Origin of the sequence: Pelagibius sp. CAU 1746, from assembly GCF_039839785.1 — a bacterium.
Classification (GTDB): domain Bacteria; phylum Pseudomonadota; class Alphaproteobacteria; order Kiloniellales; family Kiloniellaceae; genus Pelagibius.
Genome location: NZ_JBDOQT010000002.1, coordinates 242811 through 262510 on the forward strand (window position 1 = coordinate 242811; position 19700 = coordinate 262510).

At 66.9% G+C, this 19700-nt stretch carries 19 protein-coding genes; 8 read left to right on the forward strand and 11 right to left on the reverse strand.

What is annotated here, in order from left to right:
• Nucleotides 1-61 precede the first annotated feature (61 nt).
• Both AAFN88_RS17980 and AAFN88_RS17985 read right to left on the reverse strand, forming a co-directional pair.
• The gene (locus AAFN88_RS17980) at nucleotides 62-1213 is read right to left on the reverse strand and encodes an aminotransferase class I/II-fold pyridoxal phosphate-dependent enzyme (protein ID WP_347521945.1); all 1152 of its coding nucleotides are present in this window, start codon (nucleotides 1211-1213) and stop codon (nucleotides 62-64) included.
• 24 nt (nucleotides 1214-1237) lie between these two features.
• Nucleotides 1238-2785: a gamma-glutamyltransferase gene (locus tag AAFN88_RS17985; protein ID WP_347521946.1), complete on the reverse strand. Its 1548-nt coding sequence runs from the start codon at nucleotides 2783-2785 to the stop codon at nucleotides 1238-1240.
• Nucleotides 2786-2891: 106 nt separating this feature from the next.
• Here AAFN88_RS17985 and AAFN88_RS17990 point away from each other — a divergent pair, with 106 nt between their 5' ends.
• The 6 genes from AAFN88_RS17990 to aat all read left to right on the forward strand — a co-directional run bounded on the left by AAFN88_RS17990 (nucleotide 2892) and on the right by aat (nucleotide 8239).
• Entirely contained in the window at nucleotides 2892-4247 is a 1356-nt protein-coding gene (locus AAFN88_RS17990) for a M48 family metalloprotease (RefSeq protein WP_347521947.1), read from the forward strand.
• Nucleotides 4248-4413: 166 nt separating this feature from the next.
• Nucleotides 4414-5184 carry a DsbA family protein gene (locus AAFN88_RS17995; RefSeq protein WP_347521948.1) on the forward strand — a complete coding sequence of 257 codons (771 nt, stop codon included), beginning with the start codon at nucleotides 4414-4416 and terminating at the stop codon, nucleotides 5182-5184.
• 96 nt (nucleotides 5185-5280) lie between these two features.
• On the forward strand, nucleotides 5281-5739 hold the full coding sequence (aroQ, locus tag AAFN88_RS18000; protein ID WP_347521949.1) for a type II 3-dehydroquinate dehydratase: 459 nt from the start codon (nucleotides 5281-5283) through the stop codon (nucleotides 5737-5739).
• Nucleotides 5739-6185 (forward strand): acetyl-CoA carboxylase biotin carboxyl carrier protein, encoded by a 447-nt coding sequence (gene accB, locus AAFN88_RS18005; protein WP_347521950.1) that lies wholly within the window; start codon nucleotides 5739-5741, stop codon nucleotides 6183-6185. Before aroQ ends, accB begins: the two co-directional genes overlap by 1 nt.
• 14 nt (nucleotides 6186-6199) lie before the next feature.
• A complete protein-coding gene (gene accC, locus AAFN88_RS18010; protein WP_347521951.1) occupies nucleotides 6200-7543 on the forward strand; it encodes an acetyl-CoA carboxylase biotin carboxylase subunit in 1344 nt (447 codons plus the stop codon).
• Nucleotides 7544-7588: 45 nt separating this feature from the next.
• Nucleotides 7589-8239: a leucyl/phenylalanyl-tRNA--protein transferase gene (gene aat, locus AAFN88_RS18015; protein WP_347521952.1), complete on the forward strand. Its 651-nt coding sequence runs from the start codon at nucleotides 7589-7591 to the stop codon at nucleotides 8237-8239.
• On the opposite strand, the gene AAFN88_RS18020 is transcribed toward aat, so the two are convergent.
• The 7 genes from AAFN88_RS18020 to AAFN88_RS18050 all read right to left on the reverse strand — a co-directional run bounded on the left by AAFN88_RS18020 (nucleotide 8173) and on the right by AAFN88_RS18050 (nucleotide 12648).
• Nucleotides 8173-8586, reverse strand: coding sequence for a DUF2155 domain-containing protein (locus AAFN88_RS18020; RefSeq protein WP_347521953.1), 414 nt, complete (start codon nucleotides 8584-8586; stop codon nucleotides 8173-8175). The genes aat and AAFN88_RS18020 overlap by 67 nt on opposite strands.
• An 11-nt stretch (nucleotides 8587-8597) precedes the next feature.
• A complete protein-coding gene (locus AAFN88_RS18025) occupies nucleotides 8598-8849 on the reverse strand; it encodes a hypothetical protein (protein ID WP_347521956.1) in 252 nt (83 codons plus the stop codon).
• A gap of 90 nt (nucleotides 8850-8939) precedes the next feature.
• Entirely contained in the window at nucleotides 8940-9428 is a 489-nt protein-coding gene (mlaD, locus tag AAFN88_RS18030) for an outer membrane lipid asymmetry maintenance protein MlaD (RefSeq protein WP_347521958.1), read from the reverse strand.
• Nucleotides 9429-9472: 44 nt separating this feature from the next.
• Nucleotides 9473-9850 (reverse strand): NADH:ubiquinone oxidoreductase subunit NDUFA12, encoded by a 378-nt coding sequence (locus tag AAFN88_RS18035; RefSeq protein WP_347521959.1) that lies wholly within the window; start codon nucleotides 9848-9850, stop codon nucleotides 9473-9475.
• Nucleotides 9851-10107: 257 nt separating this feature from the next.
• On the reverse strand, nucleotides 10108-11424 hold the full coding sequence (locus AAFN88_RS18040; protein ID WP_347521960.1) for a methyl-accepting chemotaxis protein: 1317 nt from the start codon (nucleotides 11422-11424) through the stop codon (nucleotides 10108-10110).
• The gene (locus tag AAFN88_RS18045) at nucleotides 11399-11923 is read right to left on the reverse strand and encodes a PAS domain-containing protein (RefSeq protein WP_347521962.1); all 525 of its coding nucleotides are present in this window, start codon (nucleotides 11921-11923) and stop codon (nucleotides 11399-11401) included. The genes AAFN88_RS18040 and AAFN88_RS18045 overlap by 26 nt, the downstream gene beginning before the upstream one ends.
• 218 nt (nucleotides 11924-12141) lie before the next feature.
• Entirely contained in the window at nucleotides 12142-12648 is a 507-nt protein-coding gene (locus tag AAFN88_RS18050; RefSeq protein WP_347521963.1) for an OsmC family protein, read from the reverse strand.
• A gap of 183 nt (nucleotides 12649-12831) precedes the next feature.
• Between AAFN88_RS18050 and AAFN88_RS18055 the strand changes: the two genes are divergently transcribed.
• Nucleotides 12832-13863, forward strand: coding sequence for a DUF6352 family protein (locus tag AAFN88_RS18055; protein WP_347521964.1), 1032 nt, complete (start codon nucleotides 12832-12834; stop codon nucleotides 13861-13863).
• 13 nt (nucleotides 13864-13876) lie between these two features.
• On the opposite strand, the gene AAFN88_RS18060 is transcribed toward AAFN88_RS18055, so the two are convergent.
• Both AAFN88_RS18060 and AAFN88_RS18065 read right to left on the reverse strand, forming a co-directional pair.
• Entirely contained in the window at nucleotides 13877-14944 is a 1068-nt protein-coding gene (locus AAFN88_RS18060) for a M48 family metallopeptidase (protein ID WP_347521965.1), read from the reverse strand.
• A 4-nt stretch (nucleotides 14945-14948) separates the two neighbouring features.
• Nucleotides 14949-15521 (reverse strand): LemA family protein, encoded by a 573-nt coding sequence (locus AAFN88_RS18065; RefSeq protein ID WP_347521967.1) that lies wholly within the window; start codon nucleotides 15519-15521, stop codon nucleotides 14949-14951.
• A 454-nt stretch (nucleotides 15522-15975) separates the two neighbouring features.
• Here AAFN88_RS18065 and AAFN88_RS18070 point away from each other — a divergent pair, with 454 nt between their 5' ends.
• On the forward strand, nucleotides 15976-19674 hold the full coding sequence (locus AAFN88_RS18070) for a vitamin B12-dependent ribonucleotide reductase (protein ID WP_347521968.1): 3699 nt from the start codon (nucleotides 15976-15978) through the stop codon (nucleotides 19672-19674).
• Nucleotides 19675-19700: the final 26 nt, after the last annotated feature.

Consider the following 19700-nt stretch of genomic DNA (forward strand, 5'->3'; position numbering starts at 1 on the left):
AATGCGAAACGGCCCCTCCTAATCGGAGGGGCCGTCTCTTCTTGATGCCGGACGGCAAGCGTCAACCCTTGATCCAGTCCTTGAGACGGCGCGCAGCCTCGGCCATGACCGCTTCGCGCCCGGCGAAGGAAAAGCGCAGGAAGCGTCGGCCGCGGTCGGGATCGAAGTCGATGCCCGGCGTCGCCGCCACGCCGATCTCCGCCAGCATGCGCTTGCAGAACGCCTCGCTGTCGTTGGTCAGCTCGGCGACATCGGCGTAGATGTAAAAGGCGCCGTCGGCGGGCGCCAGACGGTCGAGCCCGGCCTTGGGCAGTTCCTCCAGCAGCAGGGCCCGGTTGCGGGCGTAGGCGGCAACGTAGCCATCGAGCTGCTCCCCGCAGCCGAAAGCCGCCTCGCCGGCGATCTGCGACAGGCAGGGCGCCGAAATGAAGAGGTTCTGGCCCAGGCATTCCGCCGGCCGCAGCAGGTCCTCGGGCAGTACCATCCACCCCAGCCGCCAGCCGGTCATGGAGAAGTACTTGGAGAAGGAGTTGATGACGATGGCCTCGTCGGTCAGCTCCAGCGCGCTGACGCCCGGCTGATCGAAGCAGATGCCGTGATAGATCTCGTCGGAAACCAGGCGGATGCCGTGCTCGCGGCAGTAATCCACCAGGGCCTGCATATCGGCGCGCCCGACCATGGTGCCCGCGGGGTTGGAGGGCGAGGCGACGATCAGGCCGTCGGGCGGCTCGGGCAGGCGCTGCAGCAGCTCGGGTGTCGGCTGGAAGCGATGCTCGGCCTCGGCCGGCAGCAGCAGCGGCTCGACGCCCAGCGCCGTCAGGATGTTGCGATAGGCCGGATAGCCCGGCGCGGCCAGGGCGACGCGGTCTCCGGCATCGAAGGCGGCCAGGAATGCGACCTGGAAACCCGCCGAGGAGCCGGTCGTCACCATGACGCGCTCGGGATCGACCGCGCAGCCGTACCAGTCCTGATAGTGCCGGGCGATGCGGCGGCGCAGGCTGGGCAGCCCCATGGCGTCGGTATAGCCGATCAGGTGTCCGTCCAGCGCCGCGCGGGCCGCCGCCAGAACGCCGTCGGGCGCCGGGGTGCCCGGCTGGCCGACCTCCAGGTGCAGGACGTCGCCGCCGGCGGCCTCACGCTCGTTGGCGGCGCGCATCACGTCCATGACGATGAAAGGTGGCACGCGCCCGCGCCCGGCGACCTTCAGAACCATGGCGTCCTTTCCCGCCTGCCGCGGCTACTGCACGAAAACGGCCAGGCCGTGCCCGCGCCGGTCGCTCACCGCCTGGCAGCTCGCGGTCTCATTGCGCAGGCCGCCGGGACAGGACAGGGCGTTGGCCAGGCCGACGCCCGGCTCGGCCTGCAGGCTGTGACCGCGCTGGCGCAGGGCGTTGACGATCCCGGCATCCAGGCTGGGCTCGTAGTAAGTGATATCCGGCGCTCCGACATTGACCACCCGCGGCGCCGCGACCGCCGCCTCCAGGTCGCCCTCGCCGCTCAGGCTTTCCAGCATCACCCGCGTCAGCGCCGCGGGCGCCGCCAGGCCACCGCTCGCCGTTCCGGCGAAATAGAGCGTCCCGTTGAAGGGGTTGGCGAAGATGGTGGCGGTCAGGTTGTCGGCACCCAGGACCGGATCCTTGGGCAGCAGGATGCCGGTGCCCGGAATTATCCGGCCGGCGCCGAACAGGCCGTTCATGCTGAAGCTGCAGGCGACCGCGGAACTCCATTGGTCCGCCACCACGAAACCGGCGGTGAAGGGATTGGAAACCGCGGGCAAAGCATTTGCGGCGCTCACCGGCGCCGGGGTGTGCTGGCGAGAGGTGTAGCCGGCCATGAGCCGCTCCAGGGTGTCCTCCCCGACCAAGCCGCGGCCGTCGTTGCCGTTGCCCAGCCAGCCGCTGCGCGCCGCGAAGGCGCGCTGCCCGGAGTCCGCCAGCAGATGGACGCGGTCGGCGGGCGAGGCACTGTCGTAGCTCTCCACTTCCGTCAGCATGCCGACCATCTGGGCGGTGAGCAGGCCGCCGCCGCCCGGCGGCGGCGGGAAATAGGCCACGCTGTCGCCCAGGGGAATCTCCAGAGGGGCGGCCGCCCGGGGCAGCGTGTCACGCAGCTGCTGCATGGTCAGCGGCACGCCGATTCCGTTGGCCGACTCCACCAGCCGGTTGGCGAAGGAGCCCGTGTAAAGATAGCCCGCACCCTGGCGGCGCAGGCCGGAAATCACCCCGGCCAGCTCCGAGGGCATGATCTCGTCGCCTTCACGGGCCAGCGAACCGGCCCGGTTCGCATAGACCGCCCGCAGGTCGGGATTGGCCGATACGAAATCAGCGGCGGCGGCGAGGTCGCTGGCGAAGGCGCGGCTGACGCCGTAGCCGACGCGACCCAGCCGTTCGGCAGGGCCCAGCAGCAGCTCCCAGCGCTGGGCGCCGTGCCGGGCGTGCATCACCGCCATGGCGCGCGCGCCGGCGAACTGCGGGCGCGCGCCGGCGCCGGGGTCCGGCAGGAACTGGAAGACCTGCACGCTCGGCTCGCCCGCCTGGTATCCGAGGCCGCTGTTGTGGGCGATGCAGACCCCGCCCCCGGCCAAGCCGACCCGCGACGGGAGGGTCACGGTCATGGCGAAATACATGGCCACGGCGGCATCGGCGGCGGTGCCGCCGTTGCCGATCACATCCCGACCGATGGTCACGGCCCAGGGCTCGTCGCCGGCGACCAGGCCGGCAAAGCCTTCGACCGGCGCCAGGACCCCCGGCTCCCGCGGGGCCTCGCAGGCGCCCAGGACTGCCATGGTTATGCCCAGAAGACCTGCTATTCTCAGGCCCGCCGCGGATGAGCTGCGTTGAAAAGCGCGCATGGCGTGTTTAGGTATGGAGATGAAAGGCGAGATCAGACCCTTGCGCAAACCGCCCGTTCCTTTGTTCTGCATTCTGTTGCTCGTGCTCGGCCCTCTGCTGCCGCAGCGGGCGGCGGCGGATCAGCTACAGCTGATTCGGGATGCGGAGATCGAAAATACCATCCGCACCTACGCCACGCCACTGTTCCAGGCAGCCGGACTGAGCCCCCAAGGCATCAGGCTCTACCTCGTAAAGGACCGCGCACTCAACGCTTTTGTTGCCGGCGGCCTTAATCTCTTCATCAACACCGGCCTGCTGATAGAGACCGAGGACCCCGGCGAGGTGATCGGCGTGATCGCCCACGAAACCGGCCACATCGCGGGCGGCCACCTGGCCCGCAGCGGCGCCGCCCTGGAACAGACCTATGCCGCGCTGATCGCCACCTACCTGCTGAGCCTGGGCGCAGCCCTGGCCACCGGCGAGGGCGGTTTGGGCGCGGCGGTGCTGAGCGGCGGCCAGGACATCGCCCTGCGGGGCCTGCTGCAATACACGCGCACCCAGGAAAACTCGGCCGACCAGGCGGCGGTCAGCCTGCTGCGGGCGACCCGGCAGTCGCCGCGCGGGCTGATGGAGTTCATGGAGAAGCTGAGCGGCCAGGAAGTGCTGCTGACCAACAACCAGGACCCCTATCTGCGTACCCACCCGCTGACCCAGGACCGCATCGATTTCCTGCGCCAGGCGCTGCGCGAATCGCCCTACGCCGACAGTCCGCCGGACCAGGATCTGGTACGGATGCACGATCGCATGCGCGCCAAGCTGATCGGCTTCCTCAATCCCCTGAACCAGGTGCTGCGGAGCTACCCGACCAGCGATGCCAGCCTGCCGGCGCGCTACGCCCGGGCCATCGCCTACTACCGCGTGCCGGACATCGACAAGTCATTGGCCGAGATCAACGCCCTGCTGCTGCAGCAGCCGAACGACCCCTATTTCCGCGAACTGAAGGGACAGATACTGCTGGAACACGGCCGCGTCGCCGAGGCGGTGCCCGAGTACCAGACCGCGGCGCGGATCCTGCCCGGCTCGGCACAAATCCGCCAGGCGCTGGCCAGGGCCCAGATCGCCCTCGACACCCGCGAAATGGACCAGGCGGCCCTGGAGAACCTGGGCGTCACCTTGGCCGAAGAGCCCGGTAACGCCGCCGCCTGGCGCCTGGCGGCCGTCGCGCACGGCCGCCTGGGCGATCAGGCCATGACCGCGCTGTCGCTGGCGGAGGCGGCCCTGGCGCGGGGCAAATACGCCGAGGCGCGCGACCGCGCCGAGCACGCGGCCGGCGCCCTGCCGGAAAACACCGCTCCCTGGCTGCGCGCCCAGGACGTCAAGAACGAAGCGGAGCGTCGCCTGAAAAAGGACAACTGAGCGCGGACGCCACCGCCGGGCCCCCTTGCATTGACACCCCGTATTGACACCCCTGTGATTGGCCCCCGGTGGCAAATTCCGCTATCACTCCCTGTCGCGGGGCCCGCTCCCCGGCGGCGGCCGCCGCCGGATCATCGAGGATATTGAAATGGCTGGAACTAATTCATTGAAAAACAATATTTTTCTCTGGAGCTGCGCGGCCCTCATGGTGGCTGCCGCGACTCTGCTGGCGCCACGCCCGGGCCAGGCCCAGGAAACTCCGCCGGCACTGAACGCTCAGCAGCAGGAGGCTGTCGAGGCCCTGGTGCGCCAGTATCTGCTGGAGCACCCGGAAGTCATCGTCGAATCCCTGCAGAGCTTCGAGCGGCGCCAGCAGGAAGCCGAGACCCAGCGCCAGCGCGAGGCCCTGATCGCCGAGGCCGAAACGCTGACCAACGACCCTCAGGCGCCGGTCCTCGGCAACCCGGAGGGCGACGTCACCCTGGTCGAGTTCTTCGACTACCGCTGCCCCTACTGCAAACGGATGACCGGAATTCTGGCCGAACTGATGGAATCGGACCCGCAACTGCGCGTGGTCATGAAGGAATTCCCCATCCTCAGCCAGGAATCGGTCATGGCGGCCAAGGCCGCGCTCGCGGCCGAGCGCCAGGGCAAGTACGAAGCCTTTCATTTTGCGCTGATGGAAGACGGCGGTGGCTTCACCGAGGACGAAATCATGGCCGTTGCCGATTCGGTGGGCCTGGACGAGGCCCGGCTGCGCGCCGACATGCAGGACCCGGCCATCGAGGCCGCGTTGCGGCTCAACCACGCGACGGCCGAGAAGATCGGCATCACCGGCACCCCGGCCTTCATCGTCGGCGATACCCTGATGCCCGGCGCGCTGAGCCTGGAACAGCTCCGCAGCGTCATCACCGCGGCCCGCGCCAAGCAAAGCTGAGGCGCGCCTCCCGCCCGTCTCGCCGAAACAGCCGCGTTGCCACATCCGGCCCGCCTATGCTAACGCTTGTCGGTCTTGATCAAGGGGAACGCGCAAGTGGCCAAAGCGCCGAAGGTTCTTATCCTCAACGGCCCCAATCTGAACATGCTCGGAAGCCGCCAGCCCGATGTCTACGGCAGGGAAACCCTATCCGACGTCGAGGAGAGCTGCCGCAGCCATGGCAAGAGCCTGGGCCTGGAAGTCGATTGCCGCCAGTCGAACAGCGAAGGACAGCTGATCGACTGGATTCATGAGGCGCGCGACGGCCACGACGGAATCATCATCAATCCCGGCGCCTATACGCATACCTCGATCGCGATCATGGACGCCCTGCTGACGGCCGAGCTCCCGTTGATCGAGGTCCATCTTTCCAACATCCACCGGCGTGAAGCTTTTCGGCACCAGTCCTATGTGTCGAAAGTGGCGGACGCCGTGCTTGCCGGTCTGGGATCGCAGGGGTACCTCTGCGCACTCGACACCCTGGCGCGGCGCCTGAACACACAGCAAGAGACGTGATGGCCAAGTTCGAAGTCAACGAAGAGCTGGTCCGCAAACTGGCGGACCTGCTTCAGGAAACCGGACTCAACGAGATTGAGTACGAGGTCAACAACCACCGTATCCGGGTCGCCAAGAACGCCGGCGTGACCACGCTGGCCGCACCGGCAGCCGCGCCCGCGCCCTGCGCCCCGGCACCCGCGGCCGCTGCAGGCGGGCCCGAGGCGGTTCCCGCCGGCGCGGTAACCGCGCCGATGGTCGGCACGGTCTACGTCGCCAGCGAACCGAGCGCGCCGCCCTTCGTGAAGGTCGGCGATTCGGTCTCCGAGGGCCAGACACTGCTGATCATCGAAGCCATGAAGGTGATGAACCCGCTGGCCTCGCCACGTGCCGGTACGGTCAAGCAGATCCTGATCAGCGACGGCCAGCCCGTGGAGTACGGCGAGCCGCTGCTGGTGATCGAGTAGCGCCGCGGCCGACGATGTTCGACAAGATCCTCATCGCCAATCGCGGCGAGATCGCTCTGCGGATCCACCGCGCTTGCCGTGAGATGGGTATCCAGACGGTCGCCGTGCACTCGACCGCCGACGCCGACGCCATGCACGTCCGCCTGGCGGACGAATCGGTCTGCATCGGCCCCGCGCCCAGCAAGGACAGCTACCTCAACATTCCAGCCATCCTTTCCGCCGCCAATATCACCGGCGCCGATGCCATCCATCCCGGCGTCGGTTTCCTGTCGGAAAACGCGGATTTCGCCGCCATGGTGGAAGAGCACGGCCTGGTCTTCATCGGCCCCTCGCCCGAGCACATCTCCATGATGGGCGACAAGGTGGTGGCCAAGAAGACCGCCAAGGAGCTTGGAATCCCGGTGGTGCCGGGCTCCGCCGGCGGCCTCACCTCCGCCGAGGCGGCGCGCCAGACGGCCGACGAGATCGGCTATCCGGTGCTGATCAAGGCGGCGGCCGGCGGCGGCGGCCGCGGCATGAAGGTGGCCCGCAGCGCCGCCGAGGTGGAGGATGCCTACCGCCTCGCCCGCTCCGAGGCCAAGGTCGCCTTCGGCAACGACGAGGTCTACATGGAGCGTTACCTCGGCGAGCCGCGCCATATCGAGGTGCAGCTTCTGGCCGACGGACAAGGCGGCGCGATCCACCTGGGCGAGCGCGACTGCTCCCTGCAGCGCCGGCACCAGAAAGTGCTGGAGGAGGCGCTCTCTCCGGCCCTCAACGCCGCCGAACGCGAGGCCATCGGCGAACGCGTCACCGCGGCGATGAAGAAGCTGGGCTACCGCAGCGCCGGGACCATCGAATTTCTCTACGAGAACGGCGAGTTCTTCTTCATCGAGATGAACACCCGCCTGCAGGTGGAGCACCCGATCTCGGAGGCGATCACCGGCATCGACTTGGTGCGCGAGCAGATTCGCGTCGCCGCCGGGCTGCCGCTGGACCTGAAGCAGAAGGATATCAAGTTCTCCGGCCACGCCATCGAGTGCCGCATCAACGCCGAGAACCCGGAGACCTTCATCCCCTCCCCCGGCCTGGTGACCGACTACCACGCGCCCGGCGGCCTTGGCGTGCGGGTCGATTCCGGTCTCTATGCCGGCTACCGCATCCCGCCGACCTACGACAGCTTGATCGCCAAGCTGATCGTCCACGGCCAGACCCGCAACGAGTGCCTGATGCGCCTGCGCCGCGCCCTGGAGGAGTTCGTCATCGTCGGAGTCGATACCTCCATCCCGCTGCACCAAAGGTTGATCGGGGCGCAGGACTTCATCAACGGCGACTACGACATCCACTGGCTGGAAAAATTTGTCGCCGGCAAGGCGTAGCGGAATCTAGCCGAACCGGGTTCTTAGCTTATATGATTCGGCGTCATGCAGTTGACGCCCGACCTCCTGCTCCGCGCCTACGCCATCGGGATCTTCCCCATGGCCGAGAGCCGTGTCGACCCGGAACTCCACTGGATCGATCCGGACATGCGCGGCATCCTGCCGCTCGACGGCCTACACGTGCCGCGCAAGCTGCGCGCCAAAATCCGCCGCGGACTCTTCGAGGTGCGCTGCAACACCGCCTTCGAGGACGTCATCCAGGGCTGCGCCGAACCGGCGGAGAACCGGCCCGACACCTGGATCAACCCGGTGATCGAGACGCTCTACAACGAGCTTTTCGAGATGGGCTTCGCGCATTCCGTGGAGTGTTGGCGGGACGGCCAACTGGTCGGCGGCCTCTACGGCGTCTCCCTGGGCGCCGCCTTCTTCGGCGAATCCATGTTCAGCCGCGCGACCGACGCCAGCAAGGTGGCCCTGGTGCATCTGGTGCTGCGCCTGAAGAAGGGCGGCTTCCAACTGCTGGATACCCAGTTCACCACGCCGCACCTCAGCCGCTTCGGCGCCAAGGAGATTCCGCGCGAGGACTACCGCCGGCTGCTCACCAAGGCGGTCTCGGCCCAGGCGGAGTTCTATTCGGGCGGGGTTTCGGAGGAGGAGCTGGAGGCCTTCTTGCAGTCGACCACCCAGACATCGTAGACCGGGTGCTCGACCGCCGAGATGGCGGGGCTGGAAGCGAACATCCAGCCGGTGAAAAGCTCCACAGCCGGCGAATCCGGGCGGATGTCGACGATCTCCAGAAAAGCCGTGCTCTCCGGCGTCTCCTCCGGAGGCTTCTTGTCGCAAGCCCGCGCGATGATCTGCAGGGAGCCGAAGCGCACCGGCTCGTTCAGGGGCGCCTCGAAGGTGGAGATCCGCGCGGTGATCTTGTCGAGGCCCTGCAGCACGGCGATATCGCCGGCGACGGCACCTGCCGGCGCCGGGGACATCATCAACCAAGGCGCCGTCAGCAGGGAGAGGGCCAAGGCCCGGGGGACAAACCTCAAGGGTAATTTCCTCAATCTTTCTTGGCGCCCTTGCGGTCGCCGTAGGGGTTCTCCAGCGAGTCGACCAGGGCCAGCAGCACCTCGCGCAGCTGGGCCTCGTCGCAGCCCATCAGGATTCCGTCCTCCAGGGCGTCCTGGGCCATCTCGCGAATTTCCTCCAGATTCTCGTTCAGAATCTTGATCTTTTCGCGGCAGGAAAGTGGCGCGCCGTCGGGCTGCAGCCAGACCGGAATCTCGAACTTCTTGGCATTAGGTGCGGACACGCGAAGAACCTCAGCAGAAATTCACTGCCAAAGATTTAAGGGCTCCCCCCGAAGGACGCAACCTCGGCGGATCGGCGGCCGCTTTCCGCCCTACTGCGGGGAGTCGCCGTCCGAACTGCTCTGAGAGGCCGCGTCGGCAGCGCTGAAAATGAAACGGCCCAGCAGGTCGACCACGTTGATCGAGCCCTGGGTGTACTGGATCTGGCCGCCGTCGGCGATGTAGTCCTCGGCGCCGCCCGGCTCCAGGGCGACATAGTTGCCGCCCAGCAATCCGTCGGGAATGATCCGCGCGGAGGTGTCCGTCGGCAGGCGGATGGCGTTGCTGATGCTGATCAACACCTCGGCGAAGTAGGTATCGGGATTGAGGCGCTGATCGACGACGGTGCCGATCTTCACCCCGGCCATACGCACATCGGTGCCGACGTTCAGGCCGGAAGCGTCATCGAAGGACACCAGCACTTCATAGCCGTCGCCGGCGTTGTCGCCGATGGAGGTGCTGCGGAAGGCGAAGACGACGAAGGCGACGGCCACCAGCAGGACCACCGCGCCCATCACCGTCTCGATCATGTTTCTGCGCATCAGTCAGATCCTAAACAGGAAGATCGGGTGAAAGGCCGTGCGGCTCAATTCGGGGTCCAGGGCTCGTAGTCGCCGGTGGCGCGGTCGCGCTTGCCGCCCTTCAGGGCGTGCCCCGGCGGCCGATAGGCCTGGACCGTACCTGTCAGGTTGGGCTGGTGCTCCTTCTGCCACGGCTGCCGCGCGGCGCCGCCTTCCGGCGGAACCTGATCGGTGGTGTGATGCAGCCAGGCATGCCAGTCGGGAGGCACGCGGCTCGCCTCGACCTCGCCGTTGTAGATCACCCAGCGCTGCTCTTTGCGCAACGAATCCTTGTGCGTACGGCCGCCGCCCTTGGCGCGGTAGTAGCGGTTGCCCTGCTGGTCGCTGCCGACCAGTTCGCCGCGCAACCATGTGAAGAGCCTTGTGCCGATGGTGGTCCCCATGCCCGAGACGTACCCCTTGACTGAAACGAATAGCTGAAATGCCGACTCCCGGGAGAGGCCGTTTCTCCCCCCGGCAGCGGCCAGACTATGGCACCCCGGCGGCGATCCGTCCAGCCTTCGGACGGTCCCGGCCGGCCCGCCGCAACACCCCGAAAACCGGCGGATTCCATACCCTTCGGGCGGGGGCCGCAGGCCTCGGCCCAGGCAGTTCGCGGGGAAGCTATCCCTTTTATCGGGAAGGAGACGGCCCCTCGGCCTCAGCCGCTGATCGAGCGGGCCTCCTTGAGGTAGCCGGCGGCTGCGCTCTCGAGGACCGCGACCTGCCGGGTCATATCGTCGGCGGCCCTGGCCATCTCCTCAGCGGCGCCCTGAGTCTGATTCGCAGCCGCGGTCACCCCGGAAATATTTTCCGCGATTTCCGCGGCCCCCGCTGAGGCCTGACCGATGGACCCGGCGATTTCCCGGGTGGCCGCGCTCTGCTGCTCGGCCGCCCCGGCGATGGCTTCAGCGATCTCGCTGATGTTCTCGACCATCTTCGTGACCTGCTCGTTGGCGCTGTGGCTACGCCGGGTCGTCTCCTGAATGCTCTCGACCTGGCGGGCGATCTGCTCCGTCGCGGCGGCAGTCTGATGGGACAGGGCCTTGACCTCGCCGGCCACCACGGCAAAGCCCTTGCCCGCTTCTCCGGCCCGCGCCGCCTCGATGGTGGCGTTGAGCGCCAGCAGGTTGGTCTTCTCGGCGATCTCGGTGATGAGGCTCAGCACCGCGCCGACCTGCCCGGCGGTTTCGACCAGTTCCTGCATCCGCGCGCTCGCCGTTTGGGCGTTACCGCTGGCCTCCCGGGTGATCGCCGCCTGGCGTTCGACCTGCTCGGTGATGTCCTGGATCGCCGCCGAAAGCTGTTCGGCGGCCCCGGCAACGGCCTGCACGTTGGTGGAGGCCTCGGTCGCGGCAGCGGCCATGGTCGTCGCCCGGTGGCTGGAATCCGCGGCGCATTCGTTCAGGGATTTCGACTGCCCGCCCACCGCGGCGACAGTTTGCTCCACGGCCTCGATGGTCGCCGAGATCTCCTTGTCGAAGGTGTTCGTCAGCTCGGAGAAACGTTGGGTCTTGCTGGCCATCTCCGCGACGGCCGCATTGACCCGCTCAGCGCTGGCGCGAAAGTCGCCCGGCAATCCGCGCAGGATGATCCTGCGGAAATATTTCCCTGCGGCGACATGTTGCATGGAGGCTCCCGCCTCGCGGACGAAAGCGTCGGTGACGTCGACCAGGTGATTGATGGCCTGCCGCAACTTTTCCGTCTCCCGCGCCCCTTCGCTGCACGGCACCCTCAAGCTGAAGTCGCCGCTGTGGGCAATCTCCTCCGCCGTCTCGACGATGGTCCTCAGCGCGCCGACGACGCGGTGCAGCGCCAGCGTCGCGAGGCAGGCCGCAACGAAAGCCGCAACCTCCAAGACGCTCTGCGCAACCGGAAGACCTTCGGCGGCCGCTTGCCAGCCGATGACAGCGGCCAGCAGAGCGGCCACGGCACCGGTGAGCAGGCGCGCGCTAGAGAGAGAAAACAAAACGTTCATAAGTCGTCCCCTGCTTCTCCAGGGTTTGCTGCAGGAACTCGATCGCCGCGGCCATGCCGTCCTTGACGCGGCCGCTGTCGTTCTCCAGCTCACGCAGCTTACGGTAAACCGGCTCGATCTTGGCGATCTGCTCCGGGTCCGGCTTGCGCCGGTTCGAATGGTAGCCCGCGATCTTGCCCTCGGCGTCGAAACTGGGCGTCACGTGGGCGAAGACCCAATAGTGGTCGCCGTTCTTCGCCAGGTTCACCACGTAAGCAAAGATCTCCTCGCCACCCTGAATCGTGTCCCACAGCAGCTTGAAGACGCTGTGCGGCATGTCGGGGTGACGGATGATGTTGTGCGGCTGGCCGAGAATCTCCCTCTCGGAAAAACCACTCACCCGCAAGAAGACATCGTTCGCATAGGTGATGCGCCCTTGCAGGTCGGTCTTCGAAACGATGATCTCTTCGGTGTCGAAATGGCCTTCACGGCCGGTCGGAACAATGTTGGGGCGTGACATCGCTGGCTGCTTTCTCGTGTTTGTCGAGTATTCGACGAAAAAGCTTACCGAATGGGAAATATCCGAACGCCCAAGACGTAAAAAATCACCCTTACCTTCAATGAGTTACCGATGCATCCACAGAGTCCGTCGCGCGATGAATACCGTTGGTGTTATTGGTCGCTGACGAGCCTTCATCGCAGGTTGAAATCAGCTCCGCTCGGTTGCGGGGCGCGGCCTCAATCCCTCCGCAGGGTCACCGTGATGGGCGGCGGCCGTTTCAGCGTCTGGTAGACGACGCAATAGCGCTCGGTCAGTTTCAGCAGGGTCGCCTGTTCTTCTTCAGAGAGATCGCCGTCGAAATCGATGTCGAGGCGGATATCGCGGAAACCCACCGGCGCCTCCTTGTCGACGCCCAGCGTGCCCCGGAAGTCCAGGTCGCCCTCGGCGCGGATCCGCGCATCGCGCAGCGCGAGGCCGAGCGCCGTGGCCACGGCGTTAAGGGTAACGCCGGCGCAGGCGACCAGCGCCTCCAGCAGCATGTCGCCCGAACAGGCCTGCAGGCCGGAGCCGCCGGTCGCCGGGTGCAGCCCGGCTTCCACGAGCGCGCGCCCGGTCTCGACCGAGCAGGACAGCCCCTCGCCGATGGCGCCTTCCGCCTTCAGGGTCACCACCGCCGCCTCGGGGTCCTCCCGGTAGCGCGCCTTGATCGGTGCCTGCATCTCCTTCAGCTTATCGGCGTCCATCGTCCATCGTCCTCCCGGCCGTCACCCGGGCGCCCAGGCTCGCGCGCCCTTGGAAGCCGAGCATGGGACCAAGCCCGCGGCCTGACAAGGGTGCCCTGGCCCCGGCGTCATCACAGCTCGGTCAGCACGGCGTGAGACCGCCCATCGCTGGACAGCCGCCCCGCCGCCCCCTATAGAAGCGTCATGCACGATTTCTGGCGGGATTCCGGCTATCACCTTCTGGAGCGGCGGCCCCCTGAACCGGGCACGGCCGGGCACCTGACGGTGACCGACGATTTTCTGCGCGCCTACCTGAACCGGCCGGAGGTGCGCCCGGTCGAGGAGTCCAACGAGGCCGAGCGCGCCCTGCACGCCGCCCTGCTGCGCAACCCGCGCGAGGCGGTGAGCGGCGAGCGCCTGGCCGCGATGGCCGACCCCGACGCCATCGAGAACTACCAGGTGGTGCTGGGCTTCCGCGAGCGCCTCATGGCCGCCGACAGCCTGGAAGACGCCTACCTGAAGCTCTTCCTGGAGCCGGACGGGGTGATGGTGCCGCCGCTGTTCATCGACCAGTTGGCCCACGTCATTGCCCGCGCCATGCTGGAGGGCGAAGAGGACCCTCTGAAACTGCGCGCCGCCGAGCTGCTGTTCCGCGCCCAGCAGGTGACCATCAACGACGGCGCCCTCATGGCCGCCGACGCCGAGACGGTGGAGATGTACGCCGCCTCCGGCGGCTTCGGCAGCCTGGGCCGCCTGGTGGCCGAGGCGCAGACGCCGCTGCGCACGGTGGACTTGGACGTGCTGACCGAAGACAACGCCGAGATCTATTGGACGCGCGACAGCCGCTACGACACTGTTCTGAACCTGAACTTCGCCGGCGCCGGGCTGGATGCGCTGTGCCGCGTGCTGGAGCGCTGGGTGCGGCACTTCTACGCCATCGGCGTCTCCATCCAGCCGGTGCAGAAGATCAGCGACGAAGGCTGGGTCTGGCACATCGGCCTGGACGCCGAGGGCACGGCCATGCTCAACGACCTCTACAACGGCGTGGAGGTGGGCGAGGGCCGCCTGGCGCGCCTGCTCTCCCTCTTCCGCATGGAGTTCGACGACCCCTCGCTGCTGCTGCCCAGCGTCGCCGGGCGGCCGGTCTATCTGGCCATGGCCATGACAGAGCAGAACCGGCTGCGCCTCAAGCCGCAGAACCTGCTGGTCAACCTGCCGCTCGCCGAGCGCGCCTGAGCGAACCCTCGCCTCAGCCGAGATTGCGCAGCCGAACGATGCGGTCTTCCATCGCCGGGTGGGTGGAGAACAACGCCCGCGCCTTGGGCCCGAAGCTCTTCACCGGGTTGGCGATGTAGAGGTGCTGGATGGCGCGGTTGGCGTTCTCGTAGCGCACGTCGCTGCCGCCGATCTTCTGCAGCGCGCCGATGAGGCCCAGGGGGTTGCGCGTCAGCTTCACCGCGGTGGCGTCGGCCATGTACTCGCGCTGGCGCGAAATCGCCATCTGCACCAGCCGTGCGGCCAGCGGCGCCAGGATCGCGAAAACCAGCAGCACGACGAGCGCAATGACGGCGGCGCCGCCCTGCTTGCCCCGGCGGCCGCCGGTGAAGCGCACATGGCGCAAGCTGCGAAGCGCCGCGTCGCAGATCAGCACGATGAGACCGACCAGCACGCCGACCGCCGTGGCGTAGAGGATGTCGTTGTTGGCGATGTGGCCCATCTCGTGGCCGACCACGCCCTGCAGCTCGCTGCGGCTCAGCTTGTCCATCAAACCGCGGGTCACGGCAATGGCCGCCTTCTCCGGCTTCCGGCCGGTGGCGAAGGCGTTGAGCGCCGGGGTCTCGATGACGAAGACGCGAGGCTTGGGCAGGCCGGCGGCCAGCGCCATTTCCTCGGCGACGTTGTGCAGCCGCGGCTCTTCTTCCGGCGTCACCTCGCGCGCGCCGGCGAGGCCCAGCACGATGCGGTCGCCGCGGGTCAGGGCGACGATGACGGCCAGAGCGCTGGCCGCCGCCATGATGGCGGCGCCGCGCAGGCCGCCCGCGCTGACGGCAAGGGGATCGAGGGTGAGGCCGCCCTCCGGCGGCGCCAGAAAGAAGACCTCGAAGACCCAGCCGAAGACGTAGCCCAGGGCCACCCCGACCAGCACCAGAACCAGGCAGAGCCAGAAGGTATTCCAGGCGTTGCGCCGGATGGCGGCATGGAAGTCGGTCCGCGCCAGCCCCGATGGCGCCTGCCCCGAGGGCAGCGGGCCGGACGACTCGGGGCCGGACGACTCGGGGCCGGATGGCGCCGGCCCCCAGGGCGTGCGCCTTGCCATGGCTTTAGCGGAGGTCGACCTTCACGGGCTCGCGCGCCTCCTCCGGCACCTCGAAGTAGACCGACTTGGTAAAACCGAAGCGGCTGGCGATGAGGTTGGAAGGAAAAGTCTCGGTTGCCGTGTTGAGGCTCATCGCCGAGTCGTTGTAGTGCTGGCGGGCGAAGGCGATCTTGTTCTCCGTCGCCGAGAGCTCTTCCTGCAGGCTGGCGGCGTTCTGGTTGGAGCGCAGCTCCGGATAGTTCTCCGACAGGGCAAAGAGGCGCCCCAGGGCTTGGGTCAGCATGCCCTCCGCCGCGATGGTCGCCTCGCGGCCCTGCTCGCGCGCCGCCACCGCCTGGTTGCGCGCCTCGACCACCTTGGTCAGGGTTTCCTGCTCATAGGCCATGTAGTCCTTCACCACCTCCACCAGATTGGGGATCAGGTCGGTGCGGCGGCGCAGCTGCACGTCGATCTGCGACCAGGCCGCCTCGACCTGGTTCTTCAGGGCCACCAGCCTGTTGTACAGCAGCACCCCGATCACACCCGCCAGGACCGGTAGGCCGATGATCACGAGAAGCACGACGGTCACTCCGCTCATCGGGTGATTCCCCCCATAACGTGTTTCACAGGCACTTCAAATCGCGCGCAACTATAGCGGCAGACAACCTCCCTGCCCACGCTTTCGGCCGCCGCCCGGCTCCGCCGTCGGCCACCGCCGGCGCCGTCGCCCTTCCGGCCTCGGGAGCCGAAAAAAATTTCTCGTGCTGGGACACCAGCCGGAAGCGGCGGCATCCGGCGCTTCCGGGATTTGCAAGCCCCCCAGTCATGGCGTTTTAACCAGTTCTTAACTCAAAATGTGGTGACCTGGAGCATATGTTGTGCTTTAATGACATCGCGTCACAAGATGCAGCAAATCGCGAGGATTTGCGGGGGATTCCGGGGCAGCGGACAGGATCAAGCCAGGGTCCAAGAAGGACGATTTAGGGCTTCTGTCCCATCATCTGTGACGCGCTGCAAGGTTAACAGACAGTAGAGAGATTGGAGATTACCGCATGCGGGTTGCGCGTCGCTTTACGGAAGCTGGCACCGACGTCTACGACAAGATCGAATTTCGCCGGACGTCGAGCGAGATTCGCAATCCGGACGGCTCTCTGGTGTTCCGTGCCGAGGACATCGAGGTCCCCAACTCCTGGTCGCAGGTGGCTTGCGACATCCTGGCTCAGAAGTACTTCCGCAAGCGCGGCATTCCGCTGAAGTCCAAGCGCGTGCCCGAGGACAACGTGCCGTCCTGGCTGTGGCGCAGCACGCCCGACCACGAGGCCATGACCGACATCGCCGAGGACGAGCGCTTCATCGGCGAAGCCTCGGCCAAGCAGGTCTTCCACCGCATGGCCGGCACCTGGACCTACTGGGGCTGGAAGGGCGGCTACTTCGACGCCGAGGAGGACGCCCGCGCCTACTACGACGAGATGCGCTACATGCTGGCCAAACAGATGGCCGCGCCGAACTCGCCGCAGTGGTTCAACACGGGCCTGCACTGGGCCTACGGCATCGACGGCCCCAGCCAGGGCCACCACTACGTCGACTTCTCCACCGGCGAACTGACCCGCGCCGCCAGCGCCTATGAGCACCCGCAGCCCCATGCCTGCTTCATTCAGTCGGTCGGCGACGACCTGGTGAACGAGAACGGCATCATGGACCTCTGGGTCCGCGAGGCGCGCCTCTTCAAGTACGGATCGGGCACCGGCACCAACTTCTCCTCCCTGCGCGGAGCGGGCGAGTCGCTGTCCGGCGGCGGCCGCTCCTCCGGCCTCATGTCCTTCCTCAAGATCGGCGACCGCGCCGCCGGCGCCATCAAGTCCGGCGGCACCACGCGCCGCGCCGCCAAGATGGTCACCGTCGACCTCGACCATCCGGACATCGAGGACTACATCAACTGGAAGGTCCACGAGGAGCAGAAGGTCGCGGCCCTGGTCACCGGCTCCAAGACCTGCGACAAGCACCTCAACACCATCATGCGCGCTTGCCACGAGTTCAAAGCCGTCGAGGACAGCGAGCAGACCGACGCTTTCGACCCGAAGAAGAACTTCGCGCTGAAGGCGGCCATGAAGGCGGCCCGCGCCGCCCTGGTGCCGGAGAACTACATCGCCCGCGTGGTGCAGTTCGCCAAGCAGGGCTACACCTCCATCGACTTCAAGACCTACGACACGGACTGGGATTCCGACGCCTACCTGACGGTTTCCGGCCAGAACTCCAATAACTCCGTGCGCGTGCCCAACAGCTTCATCGAAGCGGTGCTGAACGACGAGGACTGGAGCCTGATCCGGCGCACCGACGGCAAGCTGCACAAGAAGGTCGGGGCCCGCGAGCTGTGGGATCAGATCTCCTACGCCGCCTGGGCCTGCGCCGATCCGGGCATGCAGTACGACACCACCATCAACGAGTGGCACACCTGCCCAGCCTCCGGGCGCATCAATGGCTCCAACCCCTGCTCGGAGTACATGTTCCTCGACGACACGGCCTGCAATCTGGCCTCGTTGAACCTCATGGCCTTCCGCCGCGGCGACGATCCCTTCGACGTCGAGGCCTACGAGCACGCGGTGCGGCTGTGGACCCTGACCCTGGAAATCGCGGTGCTGATGGCGCAGTTCCCCTCGGCGGAGATCGCCCAGCGGTCTTACGACTTCCGCACCCTGGGCCTGGGCTACGCCAACCTGGGCGGCCTGCTCATGGCCTCCGGCGTCCCCTACGACTCCGAGGAGGGCCGCACCCTGGCCGCGGCGCTGACCGCGATCATGACCGGCGTCTCCTACGCCACCTCGGCGGAGATGGCCGAGGAGTTGGGTCCCTTCCCCCGCTACCAGGACAACGCGGAGCATATGCTGCGCGTCATCCGCAACCACCGCCACGCCGCCTATGGCCATCGCGCCAACTACGACGACCTCTCCATCACGCCGCTGCCGCTGGAGCCCCGCGGCTGCCCGGACAAGGCCCTGATCAAAGCGGCCAAGAACGCCTGGGACAAGGCGCTGAAGCTGGGCGAGAAGTATGGTTACCGCAACGCCCAAGCAACGGTCATCGCCCCGACCGGCACCATCGGCCTGGTGATGGATTGCGACACCACCGGCATCGAGCCGGACTTCGCCATCGTGAAGTTCAAGAAGCTGGCCGGCGGCGGCTATTTCAAGATCATCAACCGCACGGTGCCCGAGGCGCTGCGCACCCTGGGCTACGGCGAAGGCGAGATCGAAACCATCATCCGTCACGCGGTGGGCCACGGCACCCTGCTGGACGCCCCCGGCATCAACCACGATCGCCTGAAGGCCAAGGGCTTCACCGAAGCCGCCCTGCAGGCCCTGGAAGCGGGCCTGGCCAGCGCCTTCGATGTCAAGTTCGCCTTCAACAAGTGGACCCTGGGCGAGGACTTCTGCACCAAAGCCCTGGGCTTCACCCGGGCCGAGCTGGAGGACGTCTCCTTCGACATGCTGAGCGCCCTGGGCTTCACCAAGGAGGAGGTCGATCAGGCCAACAGCTACTGCTGCGGCGCCATGACTCTGGAGGGAGCGCCCGGTCTGAAGGAGGCGCACCTGCCGGTCTTCGACTGCGCCAATGCCTGCGGGCGCCACGGCAAGCGCTACCTCTCGGTGGAGAGCCACATTCGTATGATGGCGGCGGCCCAGCCCTTCATCTCCGGCGCCATCTCCAAGACCATCAACATGCCCAACGACGCCACAGTCGAGGACTGCAAGGAGGCCTACATGCTGTCCTGGCGCCTGGGCCTCAAGGCCAACGCGCTGTACCGCGACGGCTCCAAGCTCTCGCAGCCGCTGACCTCCAGCATCCTCGACTCCATCGACGACGAGGAGGATGAGACCCTGGCGGAGAAGGTCGCCGCGGCCAGCCAGCCGGAGCGCGCCCAAATCGTCGCCGAGCGCATCATCGAGCGGGTGGTGGAACGCAGCCGCGAGCGGGACCGCCTGCCGCAGCGGCGCAAGGGCTATACCCAAAAGGCCGTGGTCGGCGGTCACAAGGTCTATCTCCGTACCGGCGAATACGAAGACGGCAAGGTCGGCGAAATCTTCATCGACATGCACAAGGAAGGCGCCGCCTTCCGCAGCCTGATGAATAACTTCGCCATCGCCATTTCCATCGGCTTGCAGTACGGCGTGCCGCTGGAAGAGTACGTGGAGGCTTTCACCTTCACGCGTTTCGAACCCTCGGGCATGGTGGACGGCAACGACACCATCAAGATGGCCACCTCCGTGCTCGATTACATTTTCCGGGAGCTTGCGATCTCCTACCTCGGCCGTAACGACCTGGCCCACGTGGAACCGGCGGATATCATGCCGGACAGCCTGGGCACCGGCGACGGCCAGGGAGATTTGCCGCAAGACGCGGTGGAAACCGTCCGCCGCTACGCCTCCAAAGGCTTCGTGCGCAATCAGCTCCTGGTCGTGAACGGCGGCGCTGCCAACGGAACCACGGGTATGTCTGCTGGGGCGACCCAGACGACCACCGTGACCGCCGGCAGCGTCACCCAAGAGCTCGTCGGCTCCGCAGGCACCGCCGAAGCCGTTGCCGTCGAGACCACGGTCGTCCGCGAGGTCGACACGCGTCTGGAGCGCGTCCGCGAAGCCCGCATGAAAGGCTACGAGGGCGACTCCTGCGCGGAGTGCGGTAACTTTACGCTGGTGCGCAATGGCACGTGCCTCAAGTGCGCAACCTGCGGCAGCACCAGCGGCTGCTCATGAGGAGTAGCAGGACAGTAACTCACGTA